We start from the raw sequence: 12,500 nt of genomic DNA on the forward strand, positions 1-12,500 counted from the left end.
TCAGCAGCTGCCGAGGAGCTGCTGACCCAAGGGTGTCGCGGTGTGCAGGACGCGTTTGCCGTCGCGTCGGGACGCGATGAGTCCGCCTTCGCGCAGCACGGCGAGCTGCTGGCTGACGCTGGGCAGCGACACCCCTGTCGCGTGGGCGAGTTCGGAGGTGGTGGGACAGGCGCGCGCGGCGGCCTCGTACAGGAGTGCGGCGCGGGTGGGCCCCAGCAGGCGGGCCAGCGCCGCCGGGGAGGCGGCGGACCATGGTGGCGTCTTGTCGACCGGGTAGATGAGCACGGGCCGCAGTTCGCTGTCGGCCAGGGTGATGGGGCGCCGCCAGCAGAAGTACGACGGGACCAGCAGCAGGCCCCGGCCCTGGAGATACAGGTCGTACTCGACCGGATAGTCGACCGTCAGCACGGGCGGCTCCCACACCGCCATCGGCCGCAGACTGTTCAACAGTGCCCGCGTCCCACCGTCCACCAGGGCGCGCATGCGCAGGGCCCGGTCCGTCGCCGTCGCCACGTCGATGTGCTGCCACACCGGCGCGATGAACTGCCGGTGGTACGTCCGGAGGTGCCCGCCCAGCGCGGTCAGCGCGGCCGTGTCTCCGCGCGCCAGCTCCGCGCCCGACCGGGGCCGTCCGCCGCCCGCCGACAGCAGCGCCAGTTCGTGGCGCAGTCGGCGCCTCGGTGTCGCGAGTACCCGGTCGATGCCTTCCCTCAGCTCAGGAGGGCCGCCTTCGACGGGCGGGGTGAGGAAGTCCGGGAAGTACGCCGCGCGCGGGACCAGGCTGGACAGTGCCGACGCCGCCCTTCGGGCCTCCTCGCCCCGGCGGACCAGCCCGCCGGCCATCCGCCGCCACGGCGCGAAGGCGAGGGCGCCCTCACGGGTCTGCAATCGGCACAAGCTGCACACGATCTCCCACAGAGGGTCCGGTCGCCGGGCAAGCCTCACGTTCCCCAGGTCACTGCCGGTGAAATGGATGCGCAGCATGGCTCCCCCGTCGGCCTTCGACGCTCCGACCAACACTGTGACACGCACGGAATGAAGGGGTGAGTGTCCATCCCGACACGGGCATGGTCCTGCGCCAACCGTCAGGCGCGCGTGCCCGGACCGCAGACCGAGGTCTTGCGGAGCATCTGGCCGGCCGCCAGTTCGCGGTAGAGGGGGCTGGCGGTGAGCAGTTCCTCGTGGTGTCCGGCGGCGGTGGTGCGGCCGCCGTCCAGTACGACGATGCGGTCGGCGTGCTGGACGGTGGAGAGCCGGTGCGCGATCACCAGCAGGGCGCATTCCCGCGCGACGTCCTTCATCACCGTGGTGAGCGCGGTCTCGTTGATGGCGTCGAGGTGGGAGGTGGGTTCGTCGAGCAGGAGCAGCGCGGGGCGGGCGAGGAGGGCGCGGGCCAGGGCGACGCGCTGGCGTTCGCCTCCGGAGAGGGTGTTGCCGCGGTCGCCGAGCATGCCGTCCAGGCCGCCGCTCAACCGCCGCACGACATGGTCGAGTTGTGCGAGCTCGACGACGCGCCGCACTTCGGCGTCGGTGGCGTCGGGCACGGCGTAGGCGATGTTGTCGCGCAGGGTGCCGTGGACGACGTGGGTGTTCTGGTCGACGACGGCGATCCGCTCGCGGCATTGCGCGCGGGTCAGTTCGGTGGCGGGCCGCCCGTCGAAGAGGAGTGTTCCGGAGTCCGGTTCGTAGAACCTGGCCACCAGGGCGAAGACCGTGCTCTTGCCGGCGCCCGACCGCCCGACCAGCGCCGTCTGGCGCCGGTGGGGCACGGAGAAGGTGACACCGCGCAGGACCGGCCGTCCGGGGTCGTAGCCGAAGGTGAGGTCCTGGAGTTCCAGGGCGGGTGCCTCGTCCGGTGTGGCGTCGCTCGTGCGGGCGCGTACAGAAGCGCGTACGGAAGGACGTTCGGCAGGTTGTCCGGCCGGTGCGGGCTCCGCGGGCAGGCGCAGGCCTTCTTCGATGCGCTGGTAGGCGCCCATGCCGCGCTGGATCAGGCCGACCGCGCGGAAGACCGAGGACAGGGGCAGGACGAGGTACGAGGCGTACAGCAGGAAGGCCACGAGATCGCCGAGCGAGTTGGCGTGGCCGGTGACGCGGAGGCCGCCGATGACCAGGACGAGCAGGAAGGAGCCCTGGACGGCGAGTTCGACGGCCGGGCTCATCACGGACGCGAGCTTCGCGGTCCGTACGCCCGCGTCGTGAGCGGAGTCGACGCGCTCACCGATGCGCCGCGCCTCGCGGTCCTCGGCCCGGTGGACGCGGACCATCGGCAGGGCGCCGAGCGCCCGCTCCAGGTCGGCGGCGATCGCGCCGACGGAGGCCTGCATGTGCTCCGACGCGGCCCGGATGCCCTTCAGGAGCGAGGCGACGACCGCGGCCGCGGTGGCCACGGTGAGGGCGACCAGGGCCAGCAGCAGCGGGTCGATCCACATCATGAGGGCGATCGCGCCGGCCGCGACGAGGGCTCCCGTGACGAGGTCGACGAGGGCCTGGGAGACCACCTCACGCAGCAGGGTGGTGTCGGTGGTGACGCGGGAGATCAGGTCGCCGGTGCGGTGCTTGTCGTACTCCCGCATCTCCAGTCGCAGCAGTCGCGCGACGAGGCCGTGACGGAGCTGTCGTACGACTCTTTCGCCCATGCGTTCCAGGACGAAGCGGCCGATGGCGCCGGTGGCCGCCTCGCCGACGAAGAGCGCGGCCAGGGCGAGCAGCAGGGGCCAGTACGCGCGCCCGTGCCCGCTCGCGTCCACGATCTGCTTGGCGACGAGGGGCTGGGCGAGCCCGAGGGCGGAGCCGGCGAGGGTGAGCACGGTGGCCACGACGACGGAGGCGCGGTGCCCGGTGGTGAGCCGGTACATGGTCGCCACCGCGGCCCGTGTCGAGCGGTCCGGCGCCTTCGCCGAGGGCTTCGCCCGCGTGCTGCGGTCCTCCTGCGCCCGGGAGTCGGTCATCGGCGGGGCGGCCGTTCCGCGGGCGGCGGCTCCACCGCGAGCAGCCGCGCGAAGTAGTCGTCGGGCACGTCCTCACCGACGGGGTGGCCCTCCGCCTCCAGCCACGCGTGCGCGTTGAAGGGCGGGACCACGCTCGCCCCGGTGCACCAGGTGGCCCAGCGGCCGGTCAGCCGGCACAACAGGGCGGCGCCCAACGAGCGGGGCAGACACCCTTTCGGGCCGGCGCAGAGCAGGCTGACCGCGCACATCGCGTCCCGGGCGCTCCTGGCCTGTGCGGCGGTGGCCGGTGCGGCTCCCCGGCGTACGACCTCCAGGACGGCACGGATCGTGCGCGGGGGCAGGAAGGAGAGCGCGACGGCCGGCAGCAGCACGAGGCGGGCGGCCAGCCGCCGGGCGAAGGGGACACCGGTGGGCCGTTCCAGGGCGCTCGGTGTCGTCATGAGGCCAGCCCTGACTCCCGGAGCTCCCGCACGAGTGCCGTGACGTCCTGCTCCGCGCGGGTGCGGCCGATGTCGAACTCGGTGACGAGCGCGTCGACGGCCGCCGTTTCATCGCCTCCGTCGAGGAGGGTCCGCACCACCAGGGTGCCGGTGGGGTTGAGCTCCCAGTAGTTTCCGCTGCGCTGGTCCAGGAGGACGGTGCCGTAGTCGGTCTCCGCGGTGGAGACGTCGGGGCCGAACCGCAGTGCCATGGTGGGTGACTGCCTTTCTCCGGGGGCGGGCGGGCCCGGTGGGCGTGGGCTCAACGGGCGCGCGCGGGGGACGTACCGCGCAGCCATACTTCGGCGGCGATGGTGGAGTAGAGGATGGCGTCGCGCAGCCCGGGGGCCGAGGGCCGCTGCGCGAGGTGGCGCAGCGCCGCGCCGTCGACCAGGCCGAGCCGCTCCAGCCGGGAGTCCTCCCACAGGGCCAGCAGGTCGGCGCGGTGCCGTCGCAGGCCGTCGGCCGCGTCCATGGCGGCGGCGGCCTTGGTGGTGCGCCGCAGGCAGGTCTCGGGCACGATGCCGCGCATCGCGGCGGTGAGGACGGGCTTGTACGCCCAGGGCGTGACGCGCTCGTCCGGCCTGATCGCGAGGCACGCCTCGATAACGCGGTCGTCGAGGAACGGCGACGCCATGGGGACGCCGGCGCGGGCCGCCATCCGGTCCCACTGGCGGATGATGCGCGTGCAGGAGCGGATCTGTTCCAGGTCGGTGTGCAGGCCGCGGTCCGGGTGCAGCGGCGCGGCCGTCTCGGCGGCTTCTCGCAGCGCCCGCCGGACCATGTGCTCGGCGTCGGGGGTGACCCAGTCGAAGAGGCGTGGGGGCATGCCCCAGCCGAGGCTGGTCGTGGCGGTGGCGGGGAGCGGTGCGCGGAGGTGGCCCGCCGCGTCGGCGAGGCACCTGCCGTAGGGGCGGGAGTCGGCGAGGGCACGGGCCGTGGCGCCGAGCGGCCACTGCCACAGGGCCCGGAAGCCGCGCAGCTGCCGCAGCGCGAACAGTGGGCGGGTGCGCGCCAGCCGGTGGTAGTACGCCTCGGAGCACCAGGCCACATGGTCGCCGCCGATGCCCGTGAGGTGCAGCCGACTGCCGCGTTCCGCCATGGCCGGCAGGTGGTGCAGCACCCGCGAACGGTCCATCACGCCGATGGTCGGTTCGTCCAGCAGGTCGTCGATGCCCAGCAGGTCGTCGTAGACCAGCGGGGAGGCGTCGGCGTCCCACACCACGTGCTCGACGTCCGGCAGGTGCTTCGTCGCCTGCTGCGCCCAGTGCAGGTCGGTGTCGGCCGGATCGCGCCCCGGCCAGGTGTTGGCCACCACCTTGGCGGGCGACCGGTCGGCCAGGAAGCAGATGGAGGTGGAGTCCAGGCCGCCGGACAGGTCGCAGCTGACCACGCCGCCCTGCCGGGTGCGGGCGTCGACGGCGGCGCCGAGGGCTTCGCGGACCAACGGGGCGCCGTCGGCGAGCGTACGGACCGGCTCCGGCGGGGTCCACCACCGCGCGTGGCGTACGGTTCGCCCGTCCGCGGCGACGAGCAGCGCGTCCTGCGGCGGTACGGCGGTGACGGCCCGCCACAGGGACGCCTCGGACAGCGGATGGGGCACCGGCCACAGCAGGCGGATGGCGAGCTGCTCCTCGTCGGGTTCGTGGCCCAGCGCGGCGGCGAGGACGTCGGCGCGGGTGGCGGCCACCCGCACGCCGTCCACGGCGGCGTGGAAGACCAGGCGGAGCCCGGACGCGGTGCCCTGCACCCTGAGCCGTCCGTCCATGGCGGCGACGAGGTGGAAGCTGCCGTGCAGGGAGCGGGCCACCGCGTCCAGCTCCGCGAGGTCGCGCAACCGGCCCGCCACGCCCTCCAGTTCGGCGGCATCGACGGGGCAGCAGCCGATGACGGCCAGTGCGGTGCGTCCGGCGCGTGCCGTGACGATCTCCTGGTCGTCCCACTGCCCCACCAGCCAGGGCCGGCCCGACGGATGTGCGAGGACGCGAGTTCCATGAGTTCCGTGTGTTCCGGAGTGGACGAAGGACCGGGCCACGGCGGCCGCGTCCTCGCGGTCGGTGAAGACCGCGAAGTGCGCGTCGCCGGGGCCCGTCCCCGCACTCTCGTGCGCTTCAGTCATGACGTCGGGTCAAGGACCGTCGGTCGTCAGTTCTTGCTCAGGATGAGCCGGTCGTTGCCGGACCGCTGCAGCAGCCCGGTCTTCTTCCGGAATGTCCCGAGCCGGACGAGTGCCGGCGCTTCGTAGGCCTTCTTCATGACTTCTCCTCGGGTTGAGGATGGACGCCCCTCCCCTGGTCGACGGCGCACTGGGCTCCGTCGACCTGCCCGGGACTCATCGGGAACCCCGGGGCGAGGAAGTGGTCGCAGCACCTAGGTATGTGCACAACCGGAACGCATGACAAGACCGCAGACATAAATATGACAATACGGAGAATTCAGGAAAAACGTTTCGACCTGCATTCCTGTGCAGGACCTGCATCCCCATAAAGTCCGATGAAATTGCAAGCGTCAGCTGCTGAACGGAACGGCGTCGGCGGGGTCGGCGTGCCAGTTGGTGCTCAGCGGCCTGTCGATCAGGGTCGTGCTGGGCAGCCGGACGGAGACGGCGCCCTCCTCGTCCCCGGCGACGGCGATGATCAGCTGGTCGAACTCCGCGCCGCCGTTGCCGTCGGTCGACTTGGGGTTGATGCCGGCATAGGCGGCGGTGGCACCGGAGAGCCTGACGGTCTCGGTCACGGCCTGCTCGACGGGGGCCACCTGCCGGTCGGGGTGCGAGCCGAACGAGGCGGAGGGGATGGTGCCCTCCAGGTAGCAGGTGATGCCCGCCTTGGCCTTGGCGGTCACGAGGAGGTAGCCACCGGCCTGGGTCTTCTCGGTGACCTTGAACGTCAGGTCGTTGGTCCCGCAGAGCTGCTCGACGGGGGCCTTGCTCTGGCCGCCGGCGGCGAGCGCGGTACCGGCGGCGGTGGTGGCGAGGGCGGTGGCGGCCACGGCGGTCAGGGCGAGACGGGCGGTACGGGTGGCAAGGCGCGAACGCATCGGGAACTCCATGGGTGCGGTGAGTGGTTCGTCCGGCGAGCCGCTCGGACGGACCACAGCCTGGGCCGTGATCCGTCCCGGCCGCCACAACAGGCCGGTGGTACGGAACGCTGGAACACCGGAACGGCCGCTGACCAGCACAGATGCACACACCCTGGAACGGGCGGCTGGAACGGGCGGCCGGGACGGACCGCGCAGGCGGCCCCGATGCCGTGCGGAGCGGTGGAGGCGGCCGTCGCCGTGTTCAGCGCAGCCGCGCGGCATGCGCCGGCTGCTCGCCCGTCCGCGGGCCCGCTGCCGCCGAGGGGCGCCACAGGGCTGTCGCGAGCCGTACGAGGGTGGCGCCGACCAGCATGTGCAGGGCACTGGCGAACACGGAGTCGGGCAGGGCGATCAGGAAGGCGAAGAGGGGCAGCACTGTCGCGTACGCCCAGGACGCAACCCGCGGCAAGACCCGGGCGCGGACCGTTGCCGCCCCGAACAGGGCGCAGCCCACGGCGAAGACGGCGGCGGAGCCGATGAGCGCGGCGACGGTGGCGCCCGTCAGGGTCTCCTCGACGACAGCTTCGTCGAAAGGGAACAGCACCAGGTTGGAGGCGAACGCGGCCCCGCCGAACAGGCCGAGCCCGATGAGGTTGACGACGTACGCCCGTTCGCCGAAGCGACCGGTGACCGCGCCCTGGCGCCGGTGCAGCGCCGCGAGCAGTGGCAGGGCGAAGGCGGGCGACAGTGCGAGGAAGAAGCTGGTCGTGGCGGTCTCCCCGGTGAAGGCCTCGGCAAGTGCGGGCACCGCGATGAGCAGCCCGGACAGCACGCCGCAGAGCGCGCCGATGCGGTCGGGACCGTAGCGGTCGCGGGGGTGTGCGGGTGAGGAGGTGGGCATGGGGTGCTCCGGTATCTCGATGGCGGGCCCGGCCGGTAAGTGCCCGGGCCGGGGCCGAGAACGCTAGGAAGCCGACGTCCACCGCCGACAGGTGCCGAACGGCGAAACCGGCTGCCGGTCGTCATGAAGTGACCGCCGCGGCCCGGCCGATGGACACATGCCGCTCGGCCGGTCCACACCTCGACCGCCGCCTTCCCCTCGCCCCCCGGCCGCCGCCGCGCCTAGCGTGGGCGGCACACGGGAGGGGGTGGCGCATGGTGGCGTACGTGCCGGTGGCGTGGGTGTCGCCCCTGCTTTACGGAGCGGTGCTGTCCGGTGGCCTCTACTACGTGGTGACCGGGATGGATTCCGGACCCGGGCCGGGCGCTTCGGGCTGGCGGGCGGTGGGGTTCGTCGTGGGGCTGGCGGCGCTGTTCGGTCTTGAGGCAGTGGAACGGTGTGCCGCGGCACGCGGGGCACGCTTGCAGGCGTCGCTGCTGTTCGGGCGCGGCGTCCTCATCGCCGCCGTGGCCGCACTCGACGTGTCCGGGCTCGCCCAAGTGCTGTTCGTACTGCTGCCGTTCACCGCGTACTTCGTGTTCGGGCGCGGTGTCGCGCTCGCGCTGGGGGCGCTGTGCGTAGCCGGTGCGCCGGCCGGATGGGCGCTGACCGCTCCCGGATGGCACCGCGACCCGGAGCACGTGTCGGATCTGCTGATGCTCTGCGTGGGCCTCGTCCTCGCGCTCTCCATGGCGGCCGTCGCCGTCCGCGAGCAGCGGGCGCGGCACGCTTTGGAGGCGTATGCCGAGCGGGTCGCGGAGCTCTCCGCGGCGGCCGAGCGCAACCGGCTGGCGCGGGACATCCACGACAGCCTCGGGCACCATCTGACCGCGGTCTCCGTCCAGTTGCAGCTCGCCTCCGAGTTCCGGGACCTGGACCCCGGCTCCGCCCGGGGCGCGCTGGACGAGGCGCGGCGGTCCGTGAAACGCGCGCTGGGTGACGTACGGAAGTCCGTACGGGCCCTGCGGGACGAGGTGCCGCGCGCGTCACTGGCGGAAGCGCTCGCGGAGCTCGCGCGGGAAGACGGTGCCGGCCCGCCACGCGTCACCGTGTCGGTCGACGGAACCGAAAGCGGTTATGGCGCGGCCGAGTTGGCCGCGTTGTACCGCGCGGCGCAGGAGGGGCTGACCAATGCCCGTCGGCACGCGCGGGCCTCGCGGGTGACGGTGTCGGTCCGGCTGGCGGAGCGTGCCGCGCGGCTTGAGGTGCGCGACGACGGCCGCGGCTTCGGCCCGGACGCGGACGTCGCGGGGTCCGGACTGGTCGGGATGCGGGAGCGGGTGGGCCTGGTGGGCGGCAGCGTGGTCGTCGACAGCGCACCCGGCGCGGGGACGCGGCTGACCGTGACGGTGCCGCGCGGCACCGGCGAGGGGGCGACATGAGCGAGGAGGGCGCACAGGACACGGCGGTGCGGGTGCTCGTCGTGGACGACCAGCGGCTCATCCGGGACGGCATCGCCTCTTTGCTCTCGGTCCGGCCGGGCATCGTGGTCGTCGGCACGGCCATGGACGGTCGCGAGGCCGTCGCGAAGGTGCTCGAACTGCGTCCGGACGTCGTCCTGATGGACGTCCGGATGCCCGGGATGGACGGCGTCGAGGCCGTCGCCGTCCTGAGCGGCGAGGCGCCGGAGTGCCGGGCGGTGATGCTGACGACGTTCGACGACGAGGAGTACGTCGTGCAGGCGCTGCGCGCGGGCGCCTGCGGCTATCTGCTGAAGGACCTGCCGGCCGACGACCTCGCCCGCGCGGTCCGCCTCGCGCACGCGGGCGTCACCCAGCTCGACGCCGCGGTCACCCGGCGCCTCACCGCGTCGCTGCCCGCCCCGGGCCCCGCCGCGGAGTCGGCCGCGGCCCTCAGCCCGCGCGAGGTCGACATCCTGCGGCTCGTGGCGCGCGGCAGGACCAACCGGGAGATCGCGGCACAGCTGTTCCTCAGCGAGGGCACCGTGAAGAACCACGTCTCCCACATCCTGGCCCGTCTCTCCCTGCGCGACCGCACCCAAGCCGCTCTGTACGCCCGTGACCTGGGTCTGCTCTGACCGGCTCTGCTCTGCCCCGGGGCTGCTCCGCCCTGGCGGTCCACTCGGCCGTTCGGGGCGCGTCCGAGGCCGCGTCGCCCGTACGGAGAGGGGTGGGAACGGAGCCGCCGCGGTAGGCATTCCGCGTGCAGACCTTCCTCCCGTACTCCGACTTCACACGATCCGCCGCGGTCCTGGACCGGGCCCGCCTCGGCAAACAGCGGGTCGAGGCCCTTCAGGTGCTGCGCGGCCTGACCGTGCCCGGCTACGGCTGGCGCCACCACCCCGCCGTGCGCATGTGGACCGGCTACGAGGAGGCCCTGGTCCGCTACGGCCTCGACGTGTGCGCGGTGTGGGTGGCGGAGGGACGCCCCGACACCTGTGCCGCCACCCTGGTCACCGACTTCACCCGGCACCGTCCCGGTGCATCCGTGCGGACCCGTGAGGAGCTCGCCGACGACGGCGAGCTGCCTCCCTGGCTGGGTGACCCGGCCTTCCACCGCAGCCACCAGTCGGCCCTGGTGCGCAAGGCGCCGGAGGTCTACGCCCCGCTCTTCCCGGGCGTCCCCGACGACCTGCCCTACGTCTGGCCGGGCTCCGACCGGGACCCCTCCTGACCCTTGTGCCGCCCTGCTCCGGCGCTCCGCTCCGGGCGCGCGGGACCACGCACCGGCCTACGCTTGCCCCCATGCATCTGCTGCTGACCTCCGACACGCACGTGCCGGCGCGGGCGAAGCGTCTGCCCGACGATCTGCTCGCGGGGATCGACCGGGCGGATGTGGTGATCCACGCCGGGGACTGGATCGACGAGGCCACGCTCGATCTGTTCGCGTCCCGGTCGCGCCGGCTGATCGCCGTGTACGGCAACAACGACGGCCCGCCGCTGCGCCGTCGGCTCGCGGAGGTCGAGCGGGCCGAGCTGGCGGGGCTCCGGTTCGGTGTCGTCCACGAGACGGGACCGGCTGCCGGGCGCGAACGCCGGTGCGCGGAGCGCTTCCCCGACCTGGACGTGCTCGTGTTCGGCCACAGCCACATCCCCTGGGACACCGAGGCGCCCGGCGGGCTGCGGCTCCTCAACCCCGGCTCCCCCACGGACCGCAGGCGTCAGCCGTACTGCACGTTCCTCACTCTGACGGTCGCGGACGCCGCGCTGCACGACCTGACCTGGCACCGGCTGCCGCTGAGGCACTGAGCGCTGAGCACTGAGCACGCCGAAGGCGCCGACCCGCGCGTGCGGGTCGGCGCCTCGGGGCGGAGTGCGGGTCAGAATTGCAGGGACCAGGCGTTGACGGTGCCGGTGTCGTTCGTCCAGTTGTCGGTCACGCGCAGCCGCCACGTCCCGTCGGCGGTCTCACTGGAGGCGTCGACGCGGTAGGTGGCCCGGACGTCGTCGGCGCTGTCGTCGCTGTCGTAGTCCTTCAGGACGTACGCGGTGCCGTCGGGGGCGACGAGCTCGACCTTGAGGTCCCCGCGGAAGGTGTGGCGGATGTCCACCGCGACGGACAGGTCGGCCGGGGCCCTGCCCGTGACCCCGGTGACCGGCAGGGGGGACTCGACGGTGGCGTTGTCACGGATCTGGTAGTCGTCGGTGTTCTCGAACTTCTTGCCGGTGGGCGGGGTGCCGTCACCCGCGCCCGTGTGCAGGAGCTTGTTCGGGGAGCCGGTGCGGGCGTCGGTGACCTTGCCGGACGTGGCGTCCGCGACCAGCTTGTCGCGGACCTGGGCCGGGGTCCACGTCGGGTTGGCGGCGAGCAGCAGGGCGGCGGCGCCCGCGACGTGCGGGGCGGCCATCGAGGTTCCGCTCATCGACTGGGACGCGCTGTCACCGGAGTTGGACGTGGAGACGATGCTGTCGCCGGGCGCGAAGAGGTCGAGGCAGGTGCCGTAGTTGGAGCCCTGGCCGTTGGACCAGCCGGTGGCACGGGCGTCCCGGCTGTTGGTGGCGCCGACCGTGATGGCCGACGGGGTGGAGGACGGGGAGTACGAGCAGGAGTCGGCGTTGTTGTTGCCGGCCGCCACGACCCAGGTGACGCCGGAGGATATGGACGTCGCCACGGCGTCGTTCACGGACTGGGTCCTGCCGCCGCCGATGCTCATGTTGGCCACGGCCGGCTTCGCCGCGTTCTTCGTCACCCAGTCGATGCCCGCGAGGACGGGGGCCCAGGTGTCGCCCGAGGTGCCCTGGCAGTTCAGCACGCGCACACCGGTCAGCCTGACCCCCTTGGCGACGCCGTGCGCGGCGCCGCCGACGGTCCCGGCGACGTGGGTGCCGTGGCCCTGGCAGTCGGAGGCGTTGGAGTCGTTGTCGATGAAGTCGTAGCCGCTGACCGCGCGGCCGCCGAAGTCGCGGTGGCCCATGCGGATGCCCGTGTCGAGGATGTACGCGTTCACGTTGGCGGCGGTCGTGTCGTAGGTGTAGCTCCTGTCCACGGGCAGGTCGCGCTGGTCGACGCGGTCCAGGCCCCAGGAGGGCGGGTTGGTCTGGGTGTCGACGGCGTGGGCGGCGGCGTCGGCCTCCACGCGGGCCACCGACGGGTCGGCGGCCAGCTCTCGGGCCTCGCCCTCCGCCATCCGCACGGCGAAGCCGCGCAGGGCGGTGGTGTACGTGTACCGCAGGCTGCCCGCGTGCCGCGCGGCCAGAGCCTTCGCCGAGGCGGGGATGTCGGCGCGGGCGACCGAGTTCTTGAAGGTGACGATGTACGAACCTTCGACCGCGCCGGGGCGGTCCGCGCCGACGATGCGGCCTTCGCCGTCGCCCGGCGGTACGGGAGCGGCGGCGGCCCCGGAGGTCGCGGCAACCCCTGCGAGCAGGGCGGTACTTGCGCCGACGGCGAGTACGCGCCGGACGGCGCGAGCGTCGATCTTCATGGTTTCTCCCTCAGAGCCGGCGTCACCGGTGTGTCGGACGGGCCAGAGCCTCGGACACGCCGGAGGAGCCGAGCAATCCGTAGCGCTACCCAAAGAGCGGCGGGCGGGGCCGGGCGCCCCTCCAGGGGCGCGGGGAACCGCGCGAGCAACCAGGGGCGGAGCCGCACCCGCGCGGCGGCCGCCGTAGGCAGACGCGGCCGCGGGTCCGTCGGCCCATTCCGTAG

13 protein-coding genes are annotated in these 12,500 nt (G+C 73.2%); 4 read left to right on the forward strand and 9 right to left on the reverse strand.

Translation table 11 applies throughout. From position 1 onward, the window contains the following. The 8 genes from ACZ4Z4_RS23735 to ACZ4Z4_RS23770 all read right to left on the reverse strand — a co-directional run bounded on the left by ACZ4Z4_RS23735 (position 1) and on the right by ACZ4Z4_RS23770 (position 7,352). Entirely contained in the window at positions 1 to 888 is an 888-nt protein-coding gene (locus ACZ4Z4_RS23735; protein ID WP_468330593.1) for an ArsR/SmtB family transcription factor, read from the reverse strand. A gap of 197 nt (positions 889 to 1,085) precedes the next feature. After that, positions 1,086 to 2,951: an ABC transporter ATP-binding protein gene (locus ACZ4Z4_RS23740; protein WP_468330596.1), complete on the reverse strand. Its 1,866-nt coding sequence runs from the start codon at positions 2,949 to 2,951 to the stop codon at positions 1,086 to 1,088. Further along, the gene (locus ACZ4Z4_RS23745) at positions 2,948 to 3,391 is read right to left on the reverse strand and encodes a lasso peptide biosynthesis B2 protein (protein WP_468330599.1); all 444 of its coding nucleotides are present in this window, start codon (positions 3,389 to 3,391) and stop codon (positions 2,948 to 2,950) included. Before ACZ4Z4_RS23745 ends, ACZ4Z4_RS23740 begins: the two co-directional genes overlap by 4 nt. After that, positions 3,388 to 3,642, reverse strand: a complete 255-nt coding sequence (locus ACZ4Z4_RS23750; RefSeq protein ID WP_468330602.1) for a lasso peptide biosynthesis PqqD family chaperone — start codon at positions 3,640 to 3,642, stop codon at positions 3,388 to 3,390. Before ACZ4Z4_RS23750 ends, ACZ4Z4_RS23745 begins: the two co-directional genes overlap by 4 nt. Before the next feature lie 50 nt (positions 3,643 to 3,692). Continuing rightward, positions 3,693 to 5,549, reverse strand: a complete 1,857-nt coding sequence (locus tag ACZ4Z4_RS23755) for a lasso peptide isopeptide bond-forming cyclase (protein WP_468330605.1) — start codon at positions 5,547 to 5,549, stop codon at positions 3,693 to 3,695. A 26-nt stretch (positions 5,550 to 5,575) separates the two neighbouring features. Next, the gene (locus ACZ4Z4_RS23760; RefSeq protein WP_107098009.1) at positions 5,576 to 5,686 is read right to left on the reverse strand and encodes a keywimysin-related RiPP; all 111 of its coding nucleotides are present in this window, start codon (positions 5,684 to 5,686) and stop codon (positions 5,576 to 5,578) included. 252 nt (positions 5,687 to 5,938) lie between these two features. After that, positions 5,939 to 6,469, reverse strand: coding sequence for a DUF4232 domain-containing protein (locus ACZ4Z4_RS23765; protein ID WP_468330608.1), 531 nt, complete (start codon positions 6,467 to 6,469; stop codon positions 5,939 to 5,941). Between the two features lie 244 nt (positions 6,470 to 6,713). Continuing rightward, complete coding sequence (locus tag ACZ4Z4_RS23770; protein ID WP_468330611.1) at positions 6,714 to 7,352, reverse strand: hypothetical protein; 639 nt, start codon at positions 7,350 to 7,352, stop codon at positions 6,714 to 6,716. 254 nt (positions 7,353 to 7,606) lie between these two features. Between ACZ4Z4_RS23770 and ACZ4Z4_RS23775 the strand changes: the two genes are divergently transcribed. The 4 genes from ACZ4Z4_RS23775 to ACZ4Z4_RS23790 all read left to right on the forward strand — a co-directional run bounded on the left by ACZ4Z4_RS23775 (position 7,607) and on the right by ACZ4Z4_RS23790 (position 10,600). Beyond that, entirely contained in the window at positions 7,607 to 8,773 is a 1,167-nt protein-coding gene (locus ACZ4Z4_RS23775; protein WP_468330614.1) for a sensor histidine kinase, read from the forward strand. Continuing rightward, the gene (locus tag ACZ4Z4_RS23780; protein WP_468330616.1) at positions 8,770 to 9,429 is read left to right on the forward strand and encodes a response regulator; all 660 of its coding nucleotides are present in this window, start codon (positions 8,770 to 8,772) and stop codon (positions 9,427 to 9,429) included. Before ACZ4Z4_RS23775 ends, ACZ4Z4_RS23780 begins: the two co-directional genes overlap by 4 nt. Before the next feature lie 125 nt (positions 9,430 to 9,554). Continuing rightward, positions 9,555 to 10,025: an MSMEG_6728 family protein gene (locus ACZ4Z4_RS23785; RefSeq protein WP_468330619.1), complete on the forward strand. Its 471-nt coding sequence runs from the start codon at positions 9,555 to 9,557 to the stop codon at positions 10,023 to 10,025. A 71-nt stretch (positions 10,026 to 10,096) separates the two neighbouring features. Further along, a complete protein-coding gene (locus tag ACZ4Z4_RS23790) occupies positions 10,097 to 10,600 on the forward strand; it encodes a metallophosphoesterase family protein (RefSeq protein ID WP_468330622.1) in 504 nt (167 codons plus the stop codon). Positions 10,601 to 10,671: 71 nt separating this feature from the next. Here the strand turns inward: ACZ4Z4_RS23790 and ACZ4Z4_RS23795 are convergent, their stop codons facing one another. Then, positions 10,672 to 12,276, reverse strand: coding sequence for a S8 family peptidase (locus tag ACZ4Z4_RS23795; protein ID WP_468330625.1), 1,605 nt, complete (start codon positions 12,274 to 12,276; stop codon positions 10,672 to 10,674). Between the last annotated feature and the right edge of the window lie 224 nt (positions 12,277 to 12,500).

The sequence above is a fragment of the Streptomyces sp. NPDC030245 genome, from assembly GCF_055572995.1.

Excerpts from the sequence above, each read along its gene's own strand:
- ACZ4Z4_RS23740 (WP_468330596.1), bottom strand. The coding sequence starts at position 2,951 with ATGACCGACTCCCGGGCGCAGGAGGACCGCAGCACGCGGGCGAAGCCC.
- ACZ4Z4_RS23780 (WP_468330616.1), top strand. The coding sequence starts at position 8,770 with ATGAGCGAGGAGGGCGCACAGGACACGGCGGTGCGGGTGCTCGTCGTG.
- ACZ4Z4_RS23760 (WP_107098009.1), bottom strand. The coding sequence starts at position 5,686 with ATGAAGAAGGCCTACGAAGCGCCGGCACTCGTCCGGCTCGGGACATTC.
- ACZ4Z4_RS23755 (WP_468330605.1), bottom strand. The coding sequence starts at position 5,549 with ATGACTGAAGCGCACGAGAGTGCGGGGACGGGCCCCGGCGACGCGCAC.
- ACZ4Z4_RS23745 (WP_468330599.1), bottom strand. The coding sequence starts at position 3,391 with ATGACGACACCGAGCGCCCTGGAACGGCCCACCGGTGTCCCCTTCGCC.
- ACZ4Z4_RS23790 (WP_468330622.1), top strand. The coding sequence starts at position 10,097 with ATGCATCTGCTGCTGACCTCCGACACGCACGTGCCGGCGCGGGCGAAG.
- ACZ4Z4_RS23775 (WP_468330614.1), top strand. The coding sequence starts at position 7,607 with ATGGTGGCGTACGTGCCGGTGGCGTGGGTGTCGCCCCTGCTTTACGGA.
- ACZ4Z4_RS23765 (WP_468330608.1), bottom strand. The coding sequence starts at position 6,469 with ATGCGTTCGCGCCTTGCCACCCGTACCGCCCGTCTCGCCCTGACCGCC.
- ACZ4Z4_RS23770 (WP_468330611.1), bottom strand. The coding sequence starts at position 7,352 with ATGCCCACCTCCTCACCCGCACACCCCCGCGACCGCTACGGTCCCGAC.
- ACZ4Z4_RS23750 (WP_468330602.1), bottom strand. The coding sequence starts at position 3,642 with ATGGCACTGCGGTTCGGCCCCGACGTCTCCACCGCGGAGACCGACTAC.
- ACZ4Z4_RS23795 (WP_468330625.1), bottom strand. The coding sequence starts at position 12,276 with ATGAAGATCGACGCTCGCGCCGTCCGGCGCGTACTCGCCGTCGGCGCA.